The organism is Buttiauxella sp. BIGb0471 (genome assembly GCF_024807715.1).
Taxonomy (GTDB): Bacteria; Pseudomonadota; Gammaproteobacteria; order Enterobacterales; family Enterobacteriaceae; genus Buttiauxella; species Buttiauxella agrestis.
On record NZ_JANUEU010000002.1, the window covers coordinates 789,887 to 809,939 of the forward strand.

General features: G+C 53.9%; 17 protein-coding genes. 14 read left to right on the forward strand and 3 right to left on the reverse strand.

The annotated features are described in order from the left end of the window. Nucleotides 1-77: 77 nt before the first annotated feature. From hemA to kdsA, 6 genes are read left to right on the forward strand one after another with little or no spacing between them, the layout of a single operon-like run. The gene (gene hemA / locus M2371_RS10330; protein ID WP_115629063.1) at nt 78-1,334 is read left to right on the forward strand and encodes a glutamyl-tRNA reductase; all 1,257 of its coding nucleotides are present in this window, start codon (nt 78-80) and stop codon (nt 1,332-1,334) included. 35 nt (nt 1,335-1,369) lie between these two features. Then, the gene (prfA, locus tag M2371_RS10335; RefSeq protein WP_034494951.1) at nt 1,370-2,452 is read left to right on the forward strand and encodes a peptide chain release factor 1; all 1,083 of its coding nucleotides are present in this window, start codon (nt 1,370-1,372) and stop codon (nt 2,450-2,452) included. Further along, on the forward strand, nt 2,452-3,294 hold the full coding sequence (gene prmC, locus M2371_RS10340) for a peptide chain release factor N(5)-glutamine methyltransferase (protein WP_259267648.1): 843 nt from the start codon (nt 2,452-2,454) through the stop codon (nt 3,292-3,294). The genes prfA and prmC overlap by 1 nt, the downstream gene beginning before the upstream one ends. Nucleotides 3,295-3,299: 5 nt before the next feature. After that, entirely contained in the window at nt 3,300-3,689 is a 390-nt protein-coding gene (locus M2371_RS10345; protein ID WP_034494953.1) for a SirB2 family protein, read from the forward strand. Between the two features lie 3 nt (nt 3,690-3,692). Then, the gene (gene sirB1, locus M2371_RS10350) at nt 3,693-4,502 is read left to right on the forward strand and encodes an invasion regulator SirB1 (protein ID WP_259267649.1); all 810 of its coding nucleotides are present in this window, start codon (nt 3,693-3,695) and stop codon (nt 4,500-4,502) included. Between the two features lie 40 nt (nt 4,503-4,542). After that, nucleotides 4,543-5,397 (forward strand): 3-deoxy-8-phosphooctulonate synthase, encoded by an 855-nt coding sequence (kdsA, locus tag M2371_RS10355; RefSeq protein ID WP_034494955.1) that lies wholly within the window; start codon nt 4,543-4,545, stop codon nt 5,395-5,397. A gap of 66 nt (nt 5,398-5,463) precedes the next feature. Here kdsA and chaA read toward each other — a convergent pair whose 3' ends face one another. After that, entirely contained in the window at nt 5,464-6,567 is a 1,104-nt protein-coding gene (gene chaA, locus M2371_RS10360; RefSeq protein ID WP_034494956.1) for a sodium-potassium/proton antiporter ChaA, read from the reverse strand. 279 nt (nt 6,568-6,846) lie between these two features. On the opposite strand from chaA, the gene chaB reads away from it, so the two are divergent. Further along, a complete protein-coding gene (gene chaB, locus M2371_RS10365; protein WP_259267650.1) occupies nt 6,847-7,077 on the forward strand; it encodes a putative cation transport regulator ChaB in 231 nt (76 codons plus the stop codon). Between the two features lie 225 nt (nt 7,078-7,302). Continuing rightward, on the forward strand, nt 7,303-7,998 hold the full coding sequence (locus tag M2371_RS10370; protein ID WP_034495092.1) for a gamma-glutamylcyclotransferase: 696 nt from the start codon (nt 7,303-7,305) through the stop codon (nt 7,996-7,998). A gap of 42 nt (nt 7,999-8,040) precedes the next feature. Here the strand turns inward: M2371_RS10370 and M2371_RS10375 are convergent, their stop codons facing one another. Both M2371_RS10375 and M2371_RS10380 read right to left on the reverse strand, forming a co-directional pair. Beyond that, nucleotides 8,041-8,286, reverse strand: coding sequence for a DUF1883 domain-containing protein (locus M2371_RS10375; protein WP_034494958.1), 246 nt, complete (start codon nt 8,284-8,286; stop codon nt 8,041-8,043). A 236-nt stretch (nt 8,287-8,522) separates the two neighbouring features. Beyond that, nucleotides 8,523-8,876: a DsrE/DsrF/TusD sulfur relay family protein gene (locus tag M2371_RS10380; protein ID WP_259267651.1), complete on the reverse strand. Its 354-nt coding sequence runs from the start codon at nt 8,874-8,876 to the stop codon at nt 8,523-8,525. Between the two features lie 71 nt (nt 8,877-8,947). Here M2371_RS10380 and M2371_RS10385 point away from each other — a divergent pair, with 71 nt between their 5' ends. From M2371_RS10385 to M2371_RS10410, 6 genes are all read left to right on the forward strand, one after another. After that, nucleotides 8,948-10,162, forward strand: coding sequence for a nitrate regulatory protein (locus M2371_RS10385; protein ID WP_259267652.1), 1,215 nt, complete (start codon nt 8,948-8,950; stop codon nt 10,160-10,162). Nucleotides 10,163-10,403: 241 nt separating this feature from the next. Continuing rightward, entirely contained in the window at nt 10,404-11,657 is a 1,254-nt protein-coding gene (locus M2371_RS10390) for a CmpA/NrtA family ABC transporter substrate-binding protein (protein WP_259267653.1), read from the forward strand. A gap of 10 nt (nt 11,658-11,667) precedes the next feature. Continuing rightward, entirely contained in the window at nt 11,668-12,549 is an 882-nt protein-coding gene (ntrB, locus tag M2371_RS10395; protein ID WP_259267654.1) for a nitrate ABC transporter permease, read from the forward strand. 2 nt (nt 12,550-12,551) lie between these two features. Beyond that, nucleotides 12,552-13,340: an ABC transporter ATP-binding protein gene (locus M2371_RS10400; protein ID WP_259267655.1), complete on the forward strand. Its 789-nt coding sequence runs from the start codon at nt 12,552-12,554 to the stop codon at nt 13,338-13,340. Between the two features lie 10 nt (nt 13,341-13,350). After that, the gene (nirB, locus tag M2371_RS10405; RefSeq protein ID WP_259267656.1) at nt 13,351-17,418 is read left to right on the forward strand and encodes a nitrite reductase large subunit NirB; all 4,068 of its coding nucleotides are present in this window, start codon (nt 13,351-13,353) and stop codon (nt 17,416-17,418) included. Further along, on the forward strand, nt 17,415-19,994 hold the full coding sequence (locus tag M2371_RS10410) for a nitrate reductase (protein ID WP_259267657.1): 2,580 nt from the start codon (nt 17,415-17,417) through the stop codon (nt 19,992-19,994). The genes nirB and M2371_RS10410 overlap by 4 nt, the downstream gene beginning before the upstream one ends. The last annotated feature ends 59 nt before the right edge of the window (nt 19,995-20,053 follow it).

The following is a 20,053-nucleotide window of genomic DNA, read 5'->3' on the forward strand; positions in this document are numbered from 1 at the left end:
TCTTTTATTGACTGCCCGCATCCTGTATGATGCGCCGAGTTAATCCTTATCAACATCGGTATTACTCAGACCGCTCAATGACCCTGTTAGCACTTGGCATCAACCACAAAACAGCTCCAGTCTCGTTGCGAGAACGTGTTACGTTTTCGCCGGACACGCTCGACCTCGCTTTGAAGAGCCTGCTCGAACAGCCGATGGTGCAGGGCGGAGTGGTGCTTTCAACGTGCAACCGCACCGAGTTGTACCTGAGTGTTGAAGAACAGGAAAACCTGCACGAGCAACTGGTGCGCTGGCTGTGTAACTACCACAATCTCGACGAAGATGAAGTGCGTAACAGCCTGTACTGGCATCACGATAACGAAGCGGTCACGCATTTAATGCGCGTCGCAAGTGGTCTGGATTCCCTGGTGCTTGGCGAGCCGCAAATCTTAGGGCAGGTCAAAAAAGCCTACGCGGACTCCCTGAAAGGGCACTCGCACTCAAGCGAGCTGGAACGTATGTTCCAGAAATCCTTCTCCGTTGCGAAGCGTGTCAGAACTGAAACCGATATCGGTGCCAGCGCCGTTTCCGTAGCGTTTGCGGCCTGTACGCTGGCGCGCCAAATCTTTGAATCCTTATCGACCGTGACGGTGCTTCTGGTCGGTGCGGGTGAAACTATCGAGTTGGCAGCGCGTCATTTGCGTGAACACAACGTGCAGAAAATGATTATCGCCAACCGCACACGTGAACGCGCTCAGGTGCTGGCTGATGAAGTCGGCGCAGAAGTTATCAGCCTCAGCGACATCGATTCACGCTTGCAGGAAGCCGACATTATTATCAGTTCCACCGCCAGTCCGCTGCCGATTATCGGCAAAGGCATGGTGGAGCGCGCCCTGAAAGCTCGCCGCAACCAACCGCTACTGCTGGTGGATATCGCCGTTCCGCGCGACGTAGAACCCGAAGTAGGCAAACTGGCGAATGCCTATTTGTATAGCGTTGACGATTTGCAGGCGATTATTCAAAGCAACCTCGCGCAGCGCAAAGCCGCCGCGGTTGAAGCCGAAACCATTGTCGCGCAAGAATGCAGCGAATTTATGGCCTGGTTGCGCGCGCAAAGTGCCACCGAAACCATCCGCGAATATCGTAGTCAGGCTGAACAGGTGCGTGATGACCTGGCAGCCAAAGCGCTCGCCGCCCTCAAGCAGGGTGGCGATGCCGAAACCGTTCTTCAGGATCTGGCGTGGAAATTAACCAATCGCCTGATCCACGCACCAACCAAATCTCTCCAGCAGGCTGCCCGTGACGGGGATGACGAACGCCTGCAGATTCTGCGTAACAGCCTCGGGCTGGATTAGCAAATAAACTCTTATTACAAGGTGAAACACCGCCCATGAAGTCTTCTATCGTTGCCAAACTAGAAGCCCTGCAAGAGCGCCATGAAGAAGTTCAGGCCCTGCTTGGTGATGCTTCCACAATTGCCGACCAGGACCGTTTCCGCGCGTTGTCGCGTGAATACGCTCAATTAAGCGACGTTTCCCGTTGCTTCCTGCAATGGCGCCAGGTTCAGGAAGATATTGAAACCGCGCAGAGCATGCTTGATGACCCGGAAATGCGCGAGATGGCGCAAGAAGAATTAAACCAGGCAAAAAGTGACAGCGAAGAATTAGAACAACAACTGCAAGTGCTGTTACTGCCGAAAGATCCGGATGACGAACGCAATGCCTTTGTTGAAGTTCGCGCCGGAACGGGTGGCGATGAAGCGGCTATCTTCGCAGGCGATCTGTTCCGCATGTACAGTCGTTACGCGGAATCACGTCGCTGGAAAGTCGAAATCCTCAGCGCCAACGAAGGCGAACACGGCGGCTTTAAAGAAGTTATCGCTAAAATCAGCGGCGATGGGGTTTATGGGCGTCTGAAATTCGAGTCCGGTGGCCATCGCGTACAGCGTGTTCCTGCGACTGAATCCCAGGGCCGTATCCACACTTCAGCGTGTACCGTTGCGGTGATGCCAGAAATTCCAGAAGCGGAACTGCCGGATATCAACCCTGGTGATTTGCGTATCGACACCTTCCGTTCCTCGGGCGCGGGCGGTCAGCACGTTAACACCACCGACTCCGCAATTCGTATTACCCACTTGCCAACCGGTATCGTTGTTGAGTGCCAGGACGAACGTTCGCAGCACAAAAACAAAGCCAAAGCGCTTTCGGTGTTGGGTTCGCGTATTCGTGCCGCTGAAATAGCTAAGCGTCAGCAAGAAGAAGCGTCAACGCGCCGTAACCTGCTGGGCAGTGGCGACCGTTCAGACCGCAACCGTACCTATAACTTCCCGCAAGGCCGTGTGACCGATCACCGCATCAACGTGACGTTATATCGTCTTGATGAAGTGATGGAAGGTAAGCTCGACGGGCTTATCGAACCAATCGTGCAAGAATTCCAGGCAGACCAGTTAGCGGCGCTGTCTGAGCAGGATTAATGGATTTTAAATACTGGCTACAACAGGCCATCGCCCAGCTTCAGGAAAGTGAAAGTCCGCGCCGTGACGCGGAAATCCTGCTCGGTTTCGTCACTGGAAAAGCGCGAACCTTCATTCTGGCCTTTGGTGAAACCGAACTGACCGCCGAACAGTTACAGCGGTTGGACGGTTTGCTGGCACGCCGGGTGAAGGGTGAACCTATCGCTCACCTGGTGGGCGAGCGTGAGTTTTGGTCGTTGCCGCTGCGAGTTTCGCCGGTGACGTTAATCCCGCGTCCAGATACTGAATGCCTGGTTGAACAAGCCCTCGCCAGAATGCCTGAAACGCCATGTTCCGTGTTGGACTTAGGCACCGGAACCGGGGCAATTGCCCTGGCGATTGCCAGCGAACGCCCGGATTGTTGCGTCACCGCACTCGACCTTATCCCTGATGCCGTAGAACTTGCTCGCGATAATGCGAGTCGCCTCGGAATTCCCAATGTTGAGGTCTTGCAAAGCGATTGGTTTAGTGCGCTCAATACACAACGTTTTAGCGTGATTGTCAGTAACCCGCCGTACATTGATGCGCAAGATCCGCACCTTTCACAGGGTGACGTGCGTTTTGAACCTCGTAGCGCGTTGGTAGCTGAAAACCACGGTTTAGCCGATTTACGCACGTTGGTAGAGACTGCGCGAAATTTCCTTGAGCCGGGTGGCTGGGTGCTGCTCGAACATGGTTGGCAGCAGGCGGCGCAGGTGCGTGAACTGTTTAATGATGCTGGATATACCGAGATACAGAGCTGTCAGGATTACGGTGGGAACGACCGTCTGACAGTGGGACGCTATTTTTACATAAGGAACTGAGCAAAATGGCAACTTACTTCGCGCTCAAGCATTTGCATATTCTGACGGTCTTCATTTCCATCAGTCTGTTCGTTTTACGCTATTGGTGGCAATACCGTCATTCAGCGATGTCAAACAAGCGCTGGGTGCGCATTGTGCCGCATATCAACGACACGGTATTGCTGGTCAGTGGCGCCGCATTAGTGATGATTACGCATTTCTATCCCTTCACGCCGCAAGGTGCATGGCTGACTGAGAAGCTATTTGGCGTTATTATCTATATTGTTTTAGGGTTTATCGTGCTGGGCAAACGCCCGCGCAGCCAGCAAATTCGGCTTTTTGCCTTTTTGTTGGCCCTGGTGGTGCTTTACATCATCATTAAACTCGCCACCACAAAAATACCATTATTGGGGTAAGTCATGAGGTCGTTGGCCGATTTTGAATTCAATCAGGCGCCGTTGTGCGAGGGTATGGTTTTAGTCTCGCAGCTGATCCGTGATGATTTCCCGGCGCAAGAAGTACGTGCACAACTGGAAGGCCTGGCCCGTCAGGCGCGTGAAGAGATCTGCGAAGGTCTGCACCAGGATGTGCAACTCGAAAAATTAATCGAACTGTTTTATGGCACCTGGGGTTTTAAAGACGCCAGTGGCGTTTACCGTTTATCTGATGCGTTGTGGCTCGATAAAGTGCTGGCAAAACGCCAGGGCAGTGCGGTGTCATTGGGCGCCATTCTGTTGTGGATTGCCGAACGCCTTGATATTCCATTAAATCCGGTCATTTTCCCGACGCAGCTGATTTTACGCAGCGACTGGATGGACGGTGAAATGTGGCTTATCAACCCGTTTAATGGTGACACACTCAACGAACACACGCTGGAAGTGTGGCTGAAAGGTAACGTTGGGCCGACAGCCGAGCTGTTCGATGAAGATTTAGACGAAGCCGATAACGCGGAAGTGGTGCGTAAGTTGCTCGACACCCTGAAATCGGCATTGATGGAAGAGCGTCAAATGGAGCTGGCACTGCGTGCAAGCCAGGTTCTGCTCCAGTTTAATCCGGAAGATCCGTACGAAATCCGCGACCGTGGTTTGATTTATGCTCAACTCGATTGCGAACACGTAGCACTGACAGACCTCAGCTATTTTGTTGAGCAGTGCCCGGAAGACCCGATAAGCGAGATGATCAAAGCGCAAATTAACTCGATTTCGCAAAAGCAGATCACCTTGCACTGATGCTAAATTTTTAAATATTTCCCAACAAGGCGAGATAAAGATGGAACAAAAAGTAGTTAAGATTGGTGACATCAAGGTCGCAAACGACCTGCCATTCGTGCTGTTTGGCGGCATGAACGTGCTGGAATCCCGCGATCTGGCGATGCGTATTTGTGAGCATTACGTCACCGTCACTCAGAAACTGGGTATTCCTTACGTCTTCAAAGCGTCTTTCGATAAAGCCAACCGTTCATCCATCAACTCTTACCGTGGCCCAGGCCTGGAAGAAGGGATGAAGATTTTCCAGGAACTGAAGCAAACCTTCGGCGTGAAAATCATTACTGATGTTCATGAAGCAAGCCAGGCGCAACCTGTTGCCGATGTGGTTGATGTGATTCAGTTGCCTGCGTTCCTTGCTCGTCAGACCGACCTCGTTGAAGCGATGGCTAAAACCGGCGCGGTAATCAACGTTAAGAAACCGCAGTTCGTTAGCCCAGGCCAAATGGGTAATATCGTTGATAAATTCCACGAAGGCGGCAACGATCAAATCATTCTGTGCGACCGTGGCGCTAACTTCGGTTACGACAACTTAGTCGTCGATATGCTGGGCTTCAGCGTGATGAAACAAGTGTCTAACGGTTCACCGGTCATCTTCGATGTGACACACGCCCTGCAATGCCGTGACCCGTTTGGCTCCGCATCTGGCGGCCGTCGTGCTCAGGTCACTGAACTGGCTCGTGCTGGCATGGCTACGGGTCTGGCTGGCCTGTTTATCGAAGCGCACCCGGATCCAGACAACGCGCGTTGCGATGGTCCATCTGCATTGCCACTGGCGAAACTTGAGCCATTCCTCAAGCAGATCAAAGCAATTGACGATCTGGTGAAGAATTTCGAGCCGCTGGACACCAGCAAGTAATTTTCTGAATCAGAAAATAAAAAGCCCTTATCTCGCGATAAGGGCTTTTTTTATGCCTTTGGATTATCAGGCAAAGATCGTCATCAAATAGGCGGCAAACAAAGCAAGGTGCGCCGTACCATTAAGCACATTGGTTCGCCCGGTTGAGAACGAAATCTGGCACAACACCAGCGACGTGAGCATCACCACCAACTCCGGCATCCCTAAACCAAAGGTCAGATCGTTGCCAGTTAGCATGGCAATCAACGTCACCGCCGGCACCGTCAGTGAAATGGTGGCCAGCACTGAGCCAAAGAACAGGTTCATTGCGCGCTGCACCTGGTTACTCAGCACCGCTCTCAACGCCCCTAAACCTTCCGGGGAGAGAATCAACAACGCCACCAGGAAGCCAGTAAATTGCGCAGGCGCATTCAGCGTCGTGAGAAGCGATTCCAGCGGCCCGGCATTCATCTTAGTCACCGCAATGACCGCAACCAAATGCACAATCAGCCAGATGGCGTGCCAGGTGTTGCTGTGCGCTGACGGTTTACCATGATGTGGGTCGTCGTCATCAGACTCGTCTTCATGCTCATAGACAAACAGACTCTGGTGCGTTTTGGTCTGAATCAACAAGAACACGCCATACATTGCCGCTGAAATAGCGGCCGCCATTAACGCCTGGCCGGTACTAAAATTACCTTCCGGAAGCGCTGTGGGTAGCACCAGCACAATCACCGCAAGGGGAAACAGGGCAATCAAATACTGTTTGATGCCAAACAGGTTCATATACTGTGTGGCGAATTTATTTCCACCCAGCAGGAGAGAGAAACCGACCAGCCCCCCCGTCACAATCATGATGATGGAATAGAGTGTGTCGCGCATCAGTGTCGGCGCGGCATCACCGGTCGCCATTAATGCAGAAATTAAACTAACTTCTAAAATAACCACCGAAAGACTAAGAATCAGAGAACCGTAAGGTTCACCTAAACGGTGCGCAAGGACGTCAGCATGACGCACCACGCTAAAAGCGCTACTTAAAATGCCCACCAGGGCCAGAATATTAATCCCTACAACCGCCGGCAAAGACTGGCTTCCTCCCCACACAGCCAGTACGACCAGCGCTAATACCGGGAAAATGAGGGAACTCTCCTTATGACGGGTTTTCACCGCCTCATGTTGTGTTTTGGTCAAAATACTTCTCCAGTTGCATAGGTATTAAGCAATTTAGTTATTATAGTCGGACATTAAAACCCCGTTAAAATAGCAAACTAAGGCGTTTTTATGGGGAAATTTACTCAGTTTTACCGCTTATATAGCCATAGTATTTCTGATGAATAAAAATCACAGTTTACTGATTTTAAGCAATACTAAACATAGAGATAGGATTGCTATAAAAGCAATAACCCCGATTTCTGGCAAAATCACATATGTTGTTTCACACTTTAGTTTTCCCTGACTGAGGATGGTGTGATGCCTTACAAAAGCCGAAGTGACCTCCCTGACAATGTTCAAAACGTTCTTCCCTCCCATGCCCAGGATATCTACAAAGAGGCATTTAATAGCGCCTGGGATGAATATAAAGACAAAGATGACCGTCGCGATGATGCCAGTCGCGAAGAAACTGCCCATAAAGTCGCCTGGGCGGCGGTGAAACACGGGTATCAAAAAGGGGATGACGACAAATGGCACAAGAAAAACTAAACCCTACATAATGTATTGATATCCATATTCAAACGCCGCAACACACATCAGTATGGCAAGTTAATATGACATTTTTGTTGTTTTGTGATCGTCATCAAACTTGCCAGCGCCCCGCTAATTGCTTATGTTCAGGTATATGTTGTTTTAATATTAAGCAGTAACTAAAAAGCCCGGAAGGCGCATCTGACGTAGTCACACGGAAGTTTGCAGTGGCGGAGGTGTATGGTGTTAACGCGTGATTTCTTAATGAAAGCGGATTGTAAGACAGCTTTTGGTTCCATTGAGGAATCGTTGTTGTGGAGTCCTGAGCAGCGCTCGGCATCACTCGCCGCGACGATTGCTTGTCGTCCCGATAACAGCCCCGTATGGATTTTCGGCTATGGTTCCCTGATGTGGAACCCGGCATTTGAATATGAAGAGTCAGCCGCAGGAACGCTTGTTGGCTGGCACCGTGCTTTTTGCCTGCGTTTGACGGCAGGGCGCGGAACCGCTTGTCAGCCTGGGCGCATGCTGGCACTCAAAGAAGGCGGGCGCACCACGGGTCTGGCTTACCGCCTTCCCGAAGCCATGCTTGAAGATGAGCTGACGCTGGTGTGGAAACGGGAAATGATCACCGGCTGTTATTTGCCGACGTGGTGCAAACTCGAACTCGATGATGGTCGCGTCGTCAACGCGCTGGTATTTATCATGGATCCGCGTCATCCGCTGTACGAAGCCGATACGCGAGCTGAAATTATCGCGCCGTTAATTGCCGCCGCCAGTGGCCCACTGGGCACCAATGCGCAGTATCTCTTCTCGCTAGAACAAGAGTTGATCAATCGGGGAATGCATGACGATTGCCTGGATGAGCTGGTGAATAAAGTCAGAGACTGGCTACAACCGAAGGGCGATGAAGGGGATTTGCAAACTCACTTCGCATAAAATTCATTCCGGCTCTTAGTCATAAGAGCCGGAATACTGCTTTTAAGCAGGGACATAACTAATTGAATGCTCAAGCGATTTGCTGTGGCTATCAATCAGCACCTTCCACTTCCCGCTGTACGGTACCGTCAAATAAGCAGACTGCTTATCTTCCACACTCAAAATATCTGCCTGCGGTTTGCCCGCAGAACTGTTGTCGCTCATCAAATGAATATGGCTTTTATTTGAACAGTGAACCACCACGGTATCACCGCCGAAAAGATGCAGACTGGCTTTCACTACAGGCATTTTTATACTCCGCTATCACAACAAAGTTAGACATCCGCGCCGCTGGTTTTGCTGGCAATCAGTGATGTTGTTCACAAATCGCACTTAACGCATAACACCAGACCCCGGCGTCACAAATGCTGACTTTGATCAAAAAATGCTGTAACGAATCAACTTTAGTGTACATGTTCCTGAAACCATTCAGCTGATGAATTTTTATGCGGAAAATTAGCCTCTGGTCATCATTAAATCTGGTATCAGAAGGTTAAGGCTTTATCTGCGGCCAGCGTCCACTCAGCCAGTTCAACCAACGTGCCAATCTCAACGCCTTCGACCAAAGGCAAAGCCGTGATGCCGCGCCCGTCGGTGCAGGTCTTGCACAGTTTTACTGGCACATTCTGCGCAGTCAAAATCTCCAGCATTTGCTGAATGTTGTAGCCTTCAGACGGTTTCTGGCCGCGTAAACCCGCAGTCACTGCGTCAGACATCAAAAACAGTTTCACTTCCGGTTGCGGCTGTTGGTCGCATAACGCGATAGCCAGGCGCAGGCTGTTAAACAGAGATTCGCTGCCGTAAGCAGCTCCGTTGGCAATAATCACTATTTTTTGCATGTATTCTCCTGTGCACCCTTCGGCACGACTTTTGCTTATCTATAGCAATACATGCCGTTCAGGAGCGTTTTATGAAGGCTATCGTCGCCGTGAATCCCACTGCTCGTGGCTTTTTAATAGCAGCCCAAACCCGTGGGCGTGAGCAGTTGCAGGATATTTTGCAAATCGGTGAACTCACTGGCTGCATAGCCAGGCTCGCCCATATGCTACAACGCGAACGCGGGGCTTCCAACATTTGGCTGTGCTCCTCCGGTCGGATGTTTGGTGATGAACATCTGCGTTGTATCGCCGGGGTTGATCGTGAACTGGCGCTTTTCCGCCAGGCTATCGCCGAACCGGATTACCTGCCGGGTAGCGCGCTATTTGTCAGCCTCGCTTGCGCGCTGCATTACCTTGAACGCTTACCCTCGCTGCGCGCACAAATTTCCGCTCAACAGATTCAACCGTTGCAGGCCATGGAGCAGTTCAATATTACCCTGCGCCATCTGCTGAGTATTGTTCCCGAAACCAGCAATGTGGTTGAGGATGCTGGTGTGGCTCGCGCGCTGGCGGCGTTATTCAGTTTTATGCAGGGTAAAGAACTTGCTGGGCAAGAGCGGGCGATTGGTGCGCTTGGGTTCACTCTGGGGAAATTTAGCGACACATTGCGCCAGCAACTGGTCGACCGAATCGACAGCCAGCAACACTGTTTTGAGGCTTTTTGTAGCATGACGGACTCACAACTGCGCCAGCAATTTCAGACCTGTGGTGAACCATGCCGCGAAACCGAACAACTCCGTCGCATGGCCTGCACCCGGCTGCAACACGACGGCGATGAACCACAACGCGCGCTGCGCTGGTTTGCACTGTTAACGACGCGAATTGATGCGCTCAAACAGGTGGAAGATGCGCTGATCGAGCGGGTTATGGCGCAGGCGCAGCAAGCGCTCGGGCAGGTTTTGCAGCAAAGAGATCCAGACGAGCTTGAAATTGCTCGTTGGGTGGCAGGGCACGGCAGCCACGAGGCAGAACGTTATTTTGACCGTCATCTTTTGCCGTTGGTGCGTCAACAGGCGCAGCAACTCGAAACCATGGCTCAACAATTGGCCTCGCTCAAAGCCACGCTTGAGGAACGTAAAGTCATCGATCAGGCTAAAGCCCTGCTGATTCGCCACCAGGGCTACAGTGAAGAGCAGGCGTGGCAGACCTTGCGCAAAATGGCGATGAACCAGAATAAACGCATGGTGGATGTGGCAAACGCGATGGTGTCTGTGGCGGATATCTGGCAGATACCCACTAAGGAGTAGGTGCACAAACAGTGGGCGTAAACTGCGTGTTTATGGTGCGAGTCACAACCTGTTTTCCATCAGAACCCATGGATTGCGGCCTTCAAAAACTGGCACGCGAGTTGCAACACTCATTATGAAAATTATTTTGACCCGAAGTGCGCCAATGGCGGTGCGGTTCGGGTTGGACAAAGGCGTCCTTCAATGTGTTAACCACACATTGTCGGGCGCTTTTTTTTACCCTTTTATCAGGATGAAGCCGATGAGCAATAAAACCATAACCCTCTCGCGCCGCCGATTTCTACAGGCGGGTGCGGCACTAGGCGGTGCGTATTTACTGCCGGGCATGATGAATTCTGTGTGGGCTGCGGGGAGCGACAAACCGGAGCAAACCACGGTGAAAGTCGGTTTTATTCCGCTTACCGATTGTGCCTCGGTCGTCATGGCTGCGGTCAAAGGCTTCGATAAAAAATACGGTATTTCGATTGTGCCGAGTAAAGAGGCGAGCTGGGCTGCCGTGCGCGACAAAATGGTTTCCGGCGAACTTGATGCTGCCCATGTTTTATACGGGTTGGTCTACGGGCTGGAAATGGGTATCGCCGGTAAGCAACAGTCAATGGCCAACCTGATGACGCTCAACAATAACGGCCAGGCGATCTCTCTTTCGATGGATCTCGCCAAACAGGGCGTGACGGATGCGGAAAGCCTGAAAAAACTCGTGGCCAGCAAAGCGCCGGGTAGTTTTACCTTCGCGCATACCTTCCCGACGGGCACACACGCGATGTGGCTGTATTACTGGCTGGCACAGGCGGGAATCAACCCGTTTACCGATGTGCGAACCGTTGTGGTTCCGCCTCCGCAAATGGTGATGAACATGCGCATCGGCAACATGCACGGTTTTTGTGTCGGTGAACCCTGGAACCAAAGAGCCATTAGCGACGGGGTCGGTTTTACCGCCGCAACCTCGCAATCAATCTGGCCGGATCATCCGGAAAAAATTCTTGGCACGCGCCGTACCTGGGTCGAACAAAACCCGAATACCGCCCGTGCGCTGGTGGCCGCCATTCTTGAAGCGTCGCGTTGGATTGACGCCAGCGACGACAATCGCCGTGAAACCGCAAGTGTCCTTGCCGGGCGCGCTTATCTGAACACCAAAGCGGACTATCTGACCGGGCGCATGCTCGGGCAATACGACAACGGCATCGGCAAAAAATGGCAGGACGACCATGCCATGCATTTCTTCCGTGAGGGCGAAGTGACCTTCCCGTGGCTTTCTGACGGCATGTGGTTCCTGACGCAACACCGTCGTTGGGGCCTGCTGGATAGCGACCCGGATTACCTCGCCGTCGCCAAACGTATCAACCGCATTGATATCTATCAGCAAGCCGCTACCGCCGTGGGCAACATTTCCATTCCAGCCACCCCGATGCGCACCAGCACCCTGATGGATGGAAGCACCTGGAACGGCAGTGATCCTGCTGCCTACGCCGCAAGTTTTGCCATTAATAAACGCTAAGGGAAATGACATGAATCAGCCTGCACAGAAACCGCCGACCACAGCACTTAGCGCCACGCCAGGGGAAGTCATTACTCTGCCGCCCGTCACCGTTCGCAGCCGTAAATCGCCGTGGCGCACATACTGCCTGAGTTTTTTCCAGCGCCTGGTGCCCGCTGTTTTAGGGATGGGGTTGTTGATTGTTGCCTGGCAAATCGCCGCGCTAAATAGCCAGGGTTTTCCCACGCCGCTCAGTACGCTGGAATCGGCTATTACGCTGTTTTCAGACCCGTTCTATAACGCCGGGCCAAACGATCAGGGCATTGGCTGGAATGTGCTTGCCTCGCTCCAGCGCGTGGCTGTTGGGTTTGGCCTCGCGGCCATTGTTGGTATTCCGGCAGGCTTTCTGATTGGCCGCTTTACCTTCTTAGCCCGCATGTTCAACCCGATTATTTCGTTATTGCGCCCGGTCAGCCCGCTGGCCTGGCTACCGATTGGCCTGCTGTTGTTCCAGAAAGCAGAACCGGCGTCGAGCTGGACCATTTTTATCTGCTCTATCTGGCCGATGGTGATTAACACCGCCGAGGGCGTAAAACGCATTCCCGACGATTACCTCAACGTGGCGCGGGTGCTGAAATTGTCCGAATGGACGGTGATGCGCAAGATTTTGTTCCCGGCTGTGTTACCCGCGGTATTAACCGGCGTGCGTTTATCCATTGGCATTGCATGGTTGGTCATTGTTGCCGCCGAAATGCTCACCGGCGGGTTGGGTATCGGTTTCTGGATCTGGAATGAGTGGAACAACCTCAACGTCGAAAACATTCTTATTGCGATTGTGATTATCGGCGTCGTCGGGCTGCTGCTCGAGCAGGGGTTGATGTTGTTGGCGCGTCGTTTCAGCTGGGAGAAATAATCATGAAGAAAATTATTCAGGTTCAAAATGTTAGCCAGCGTTTTTCCACTACCAGCGGCGAGTTTTTAGCGCTGAGCAACGTCAGTTTTGATATTGAAGAAGGCGAAACCATCAGCCTGATTGGTCACTCAGGATGCGGCAAATCCACGCTGCTGAACTTAATTGCTGGCATCACACTACCTTCTGAAGGCGGCTTACTGTGCGACAACCGCGAAATCGCCGGGCCAGGGCCTGAGCGCGCCGTGGTGTTTCAGAACCACTCTTTGCTGCCGTGGATGACCTGTTTTGAAAACGTCGCGCTGGCGGTAGATCAAGTGTTTCGCCACACCATGAATCGAGCCGAACGACGCGAATGGATTATTCATAACCTTGAGCGCGTGCAGATGGGCCACGCCGTTAACAAGCGTCCTGGCGAGATTTCCGGCGGCATGAAACAGCGTGTTGGCATTGCCCGCGCGCTGGCGATGAAACCGAAAGTGTTGCTGATGGACGAACCATTTGGCGCCCTCGATGCCTTGACCCGCGCCCATTTGCAAGATGCCGTGATGCACATTCAACAAGAACTTCACACCACCATTGTGCTGATTACTCATGACGTCGATGAAGCGGTGCTGCTTTCTGACCGCGTATTAATGATGACCAATGGCCCGGCGGCCACTGTGGGTGAAACGCTACTGGTCGATTTACCACGTCCGCGTCATCGCGTGGAACTGGCGGAAGACAACCGTTATCACCATCTGCGCCAGCAGGTGCTGCGCTTCCTCTACGAAAAGCAGCCTAAGGCTGCCTGAGGAGCCGCTCATGATGCGACGTCTGATTGTGATCGGCAATGGCATGTCCGCTATCCGCCTGGTGGAGCAAATCGTGGCGCAAGCGGCGGGTCGTTTTGCCATTACCGTTTTTGGTGAAGAGCCGGTGCTGAGTTACAACCGCATTTTGCTCTCGCCGGTGTTGGCGGGGGAAAAACCCGCCCAGGCGACGCAGTTGCACGACGCTGCGTGGTACGTTTCCCACGGCATTGAGTTGCTCACGGGAGAGGCGGTCCTGGAGGTGGACACGCAGCGCCAGACGGTTCGCTCTGATAGTCGCACGCTCGAATATGATGAACTGGTTTTTGCCACCGGCTCATACCCGTTTATCCCCCCGATTGACGGGCATCAACAGCCACATGTGCACGGCTTTCGCACCCTGGCAGATGTCGACGCGATTCTTGGCGGCGAAGGCCATGTTGTGGTACTTGGCGGAGGTTTATTGGGGGTGGAAGCCGCGGCGGCACTTTGTGCGCGGGGCATTTCCGTCACTCTGATTCACCGTCAGCCATGGCTCATGGATATTCAACTCAACCCGCAGGCAGGTGCTTTGCTTGCGGAGCATCTCGCACAACGGGGGATTTGCTGCCAGCTAAATTGCGGCATTGAGCGCATTTCTGAAACTAGCGTGACGTTAAGCAATGGCGATGTTTTACCCGCCGGGCGAGTGATTATCGCCACCGGCGTAAAACCCAATATCCGGCTTGCGCAGCAGGCGGGTATTTCTTGCCAGCGCGGCATCACCGTTGATGCACAACTGCGTAGCACGACGCCCTGCGTCAGCGCATTGGGCGAATGCTGCGAGATAGACGGGCAAACCTGGGGGCTGGTGGCACCTTGTCTGCAACAGGCCGACGTTTTAGCCGCCCGTTTATGCGGTAGCGCTTTAAACGACTTCCACTATCAGGATCGCGGCACGCGCCTGAAAGTCAGCGGTATCCCGCTATTTTCCGCAGGCGACATTCGCAGCCAGCCGGACACACGCGTGCTCACCGCCTTTGATCCCATCACCAGACATTATCGCTGCCTGCATTTGCGGGGCGGCAAGCTGGTGGGCGCACTGTTAATGGGCGATATCACCCCTGCTAATACACTCACCGATATTTTACTCAGCGCGGCGCCCGTTACGCCTGACGTGCTGTTTGATGAATACCACTCTGATGAGCAGCCGTTGGCTGCCGGAAATGACGACATGACAAAAGCAACGCTGGTAGTAATTGGTCACGGCATGGTCGGACACCACTTTCTGGAACAGTGCGTGGCGCAGAAACTGCATCACAGCCATCACATTGTGGTGTTTGGCGAAGAACGCCACCCGGCGTATGACCGTGTGCATCTGTCGGAATATTTTGCGGGACGCAGTGCGCAGTCGCTCTCAATGGTGCAGGGCGATTTCTTTGCAGAGAACGGTATTGAGCTGCGTTGCAACAGTAAAATCGTTGAAATTGACCGCCAGCAACGGGTGGTGCGTGACCACGAAGGACGTGAAACCTGGTTCGACAAACTGGTGCTGGCGACCGGGTCGTTTCCGTTTGTGCCACCGGTTCCGGGTAACGATCTGCCGGGCTGCTTTGTTTACCGCACGCTTGATGACCTGGACGCCATTGCCGAACGGGCCCGCAATGCCACTCGCGGCGTTGTGATTGGCGGTGGTCTGCTGGGGCTGGAAGCGGCAAATGCGCTCAAACAGTTGGGTCTTGAAACGCATGTCGTGGAGTTCGCGCCCAATCTCATGGCGGTGCAACTCGATAACGCGGGGGCGGCGATGCTGCGCGAAAAAATCAGCGATATTGGCGTGCAGGTGCATACCAGCAAATCCACAACAGCGATTACCGACGTTGACGGTTTGCAGCTTAATTTCGCCGATGGCGAAACGCTCAATACCGATCTCATCGTCTTCTCTGCGGGTATCCGTCCGCAAGATGCGCTGGCACGTAGCAGTGAACTCGCACTTGGCGAACGCGGTGGGATTGTGATTAACGACCGTTGCCAAACCAGCGACAGCGCAATTTATGCCATCGGCGAATGCGCACTTTGGGAGGGGAAAATTTTCGGTCTGGTCGCGCCGGGTTACCAAATGGCACGTGTAACGGCTGCAACCCTTGCCGGGCAGGAATCAGCATTCCTGGGTGCCGATATGAGCACTAAACTGAAATTGCTCGGCGTTGAAGTGGCCTCATTTGGTGACGCTCACGGGCGCACGCCAGGCTGCCAGAGTTACCAGTGGACCCACGGCCCACAGCAAATCTACAAAAAAATCGTGGTCTCTGCAGATAACAAAACCCTGCTCGGTGGCGTACTGGTGGGCGACAGCCAGGAATACGCTACGCTGCTGCAAATGATGCTCAACGGCATGGCGCTACCCGCACAACCGGAAAGCCTGATTTTGCCAACAATGGCAGGCGGCGCGCCAAAAGGGTTGGGTGTCGCGGCATTACCGGAAAGCGCACAAATCTGCTCGTGCCATAACGTTAGCAAAGCGGATATTTGCGCCGCGGTAAGCAACGGCGCGGGAGACATGGGCGCGATTAAGGCATGCACCAAAGCGGCAACGGGCTGCGGCGGCTGTTCGGCACTGGTGAAACAGGTGATGGAATACCAGTTACAAGAGCAGGGCGTGGAGGTGAAAAAGGACATCTGCGAACACTTCCCGTACTCGCGCCAGGAAATCTACCATCTGGTGCGCGTCAACCATATCCGCAGTTTTGAGCAACTCATTAGCCGCTATGGGCACGGTCATGGCTGTGAAATCTGCAAGCCGCTGGCGGCTTCGGTGCTGGCGTCGTGTTGGAACGAATATTTACTCAAACCTGCCCATTTGCCGTTACAGGACACCAATGACCGCTACTTCGCCAACATCCAGAAAGATGGCACCTACTCCATTGTGCCGCGTGTTCCGGCAGGCGAAATCACACCCGATGGTTTAATTGCGATTGGTCAGGTGGCAAAACGCTACCAGCTATACAGCAAAATTACCGGCGGCCAGCGAATCGACCTGTTTGGCGCCCGCCTGGAAGAGCTGCCGGCGATTTGGGAAGAGCTGGTCGCGGCAGGTTTTGAAACCGGACACGCCTACGGTAAATCGCTGCGCACCGTGAAATCCTGCGTCGGTTCGACCTGGTGCCGTTACGGCGTACAAGACTCAACGGGGCTGGCGATTGAACTCGAGAACCGCTACAAGGGCCTGCGTTCGCCGCACAAAATCAAAATGGCGGTCTCCGGTTGCACCCGGGAATGTGCCGAAGCGCAGAGCAAAGATATCGGCGTGATTGCGACAGACAAGGGCTGGAACCTCTACGTTTGCGGAAATGGCGGCATGAAACCGCGCCATGCGGACCTGTTTGCCAGCGACCTGAGTCGCGAAACGTTGATTCGTACCATCGATTGCCTGCTAATGTTTTACATCCGCACCGCCGACCGTCTGCAACGCACCAGCACCTGGATGGATAACCTGGAGGGCGGAATCGACTATCTGCGCGACGTGATTCTTAACGACAGCCTCTGCCTTGCTGACGAGCTGGAAAAAGAGATGGTGAACGTGGTGGAGTCCTTCCAGTGCGAGTGGCAAACCACGCTCAATAGCCCGGATCGCCTGGCATTGTTCCGCTCTTACGTGAACAGCGAACAACCGGACGAAGCGGTGCAGCGTCAGACTCTGCGCGGCCAGTTACAACCGGTCAGCGAAGTGGTGCATCTGCCAACGGTCGCGCCAGTCAAACCGTGGCAGGCAGTTTGTAATATCAGCGAAATACCGGCGCAGGCGGGAATCGGCGCACGTCTGGGGGAGCAGCAAATCGCTCTGTTCCGTTTTGGCGATGCGATTTACGCGCTTGATAACCTCGAGCCGGGCAGCGATGCCAACGTTTTGTCGCGAGGAATTGTCGGTGACGCCGCCGGTGAGCCGATTGTCATTTCCCCGCTCTATAAACATCGCATTCGCTTGCGCGATGGGCGAACGCAGGATGGCGAACCTGCCGTTCGCGCCTGGCCGGTGAAAGTGGAACAAGGCACCGTGTGGGTGGGAAGTCAGGCGTTGATTGTGCGTGCGGAGGCATCATGACAAACGTCGTGCGTTCAACGTGCCCTTACTGCGGCGTCGGTTGTGGCGTGGAGGCTCGTCAAACCGAGAGCCGAGGGTTTGAGATAAGCGGCGACAAACAGCATCCGGCAAACTTTGGGCGGCTGTGTGTTAAAGGTGCGGCATTAGGCGAAACGCTGGGTCTGGAAGGGCGCTTGCTGCACCCGGAAATCAACGGCGAGCGCGTGGCATGGAACGTCGCGCTGGATGAAACCGCACGCCGTTTGCAGACCATCATTGATGAATCTGGTCCAAAAGCCGTCGCGTTTTACGCCTCCGGTCAGTTGTTGACCGAAGATTATTATGCCGCCAACAAGCTGATGAAGGGGTTTATTGGCGCGGGGAATATCGACACCAATTCACGGCTGTGTATGTCTTCGGCGGTAGTGGGATACAAACGCGCATTTGGCGCGGATTTTGTGCCATGCAGCTATGAGGATCTCGAGCAAACTGACTTGGTTATCCTGGTGGGTTCCAATGCGGCCTGGGCACATCCGGTTCTTTATCAGCGCCTGATGCAGGCTAAACAGCAGCGCCCGCAGATGAAAGTCGTGGTTATCGACCCGCGTCGTACGGCGACGTGTGACATTGCCGATTTGCACCTCGCGCTTCGTCCGGGCAGTGACGCCGCATTGTTTGTTGGGTTATTGAACCATTTGCAGCCGTCTTTTGCGGAAACGACATTTGACGGGCAAACCGCAGCGCTGGATATCGCCGCCGACTGGACACTGCAGAAATGCGCGGATTTTTGCCAGCTCGAAAGCGCGGATGTGCAGACTTTTTGGCAATGGTTCGCCCAGGCAAACCGGGCGATGACGCTTTACACCATGGGCATTAACCAGTCGTCGAGCGGCAGTGATAAATGCAATGCGATCATCAACGTGCATCTGGCGAGCGGCAAAATTGGGCGCACAGGGTGCGGCCCCTTTTCGCTGACCGGACAACCGAATGCCATGGGCGGACGTGAAGTTGGCGGCCTGGCAAATCAGCTGGCCTGCCATATGAATTTTGAGCCAGCTGATATCGCCCGTGTCGGGCGCTTTTGGGGCAGTGAACGTATTGCCGAAACGCCGGGGTTAATGGCCGTCGAACTGTTTGAAGCGGTAGGGCGCGGTGAAGTCAAAGCCGTGTGGATTATGGGCACCAATCCCCTGGTTTCACTGCCGGATAGCTCGCATGTGGCGCAGGCGCTGGCGAAATGCCCGCTGGTGATTGTCTCGGAGGTGGTGCGGGAAACGGATACTTCGCGTTTCGCCACCGTCAAATTTCCGGCACTGGCATGGGGGGAGAAAAACGGAACCGTCACCAACTCTGAACGGCGTATTTCACGCCAGCGTGCGTTTCTACCCGCACCAGGCGAGGCGCGAGCCGACTGGTGGATGGTCGCGCAAGTTGCCCAACGCCTGGGTTATCGTGAAGCCTTTCAGTGGCAACATCCCCATCAAATATTCAGCGAACATGCGGCTCTTTCCGGCTATGAAAATAACGGCACTCGCGCATTTGATATCAGCGGTCTGGCAAATTTAAGCCGCGCGCAATACGACGTGCTTGAACCTGTGCGCTGGCCGGTCACGGAGCAGGGGCACTCACCCTTTAAAAGCTGGCATCCGAACGGGAAGTTCCAGTTGCTGCCGGTTGAACCGGTTTTACCCCAGGCGAGCGCCGACCACACTTACCCGCTGATTCTCAACAGCGGGCGTATTCGTGACCAGTGGCACACCATGACGCGCACCGGTAACGTGCCGCGCCTGATGCAGCATATGAAATTGCCGTTACTGGAGATCCATCCGCATGACGCCAAACGTTACAGTGTCACCCATAACGGTCTGGCCAGAGTGGCTTCACGTTCCGGCGGCATGGTGGCGAAGGTGTTGGTGAGCGAAAGCCAACTGCCGGGAAATGTGTTTGTGCCGATGCACTGGAACCAGCAGTTTGCGCGCAAAGGGCAGATCAACAGCCTGGTGAAAAGCGTGTGCGATCCCCATTCCGGGCAGCCTGAAAGCAAACAAACAGCCGTGCGCATTCAGCGCTGGCAGCCTGGATGGTGTGGTGAGATTTTTGCGCGTGAAGACATCGTGTTTGCGCAGGAGATCCACTGGTGGAAGCAGGCTTCACCCGGTGTTACGCATTTCCTGTGTGCCGCAGACACTCATGCTGATGCATGGATAGAAGCGCTTGCTGCCGGGCGCGGCTGGCAGTTGCAAACCGCCTGCGGGGATGGTCAGTTTTACCATATCCTCGCCTGGCAAAACGGGGTATTACAGCTCGCTTTCTATAGCGCACACGTCTGGCCTGAGATCGCCACGGCTGCGGTAGTGAATGCGTTTGAACAGGCCCCGGAAACGGCGGCGGATCGCCATCGGCTGTTAGCCGGAAAAGCGCCCGGCGCACAAGCCGATGCGGGTGCGACAGTGTGTAGTTGCTTTAGTGTGGGAGAGAAAACGATTCTTGCCGCAATCGCAGGGGGCTGCCAGTCCGTCGCACAACTGGGTGAAAAACTGCGTTGTGGCACAAACTGCGGCTCTTGTATTCCAGAACTTAAAGCGTTGTTGAAATAACATCCGGAGTAATCTGTGTTTACGAGTTTGGGAATGAATTGCTGCGGTGTGATGTTATA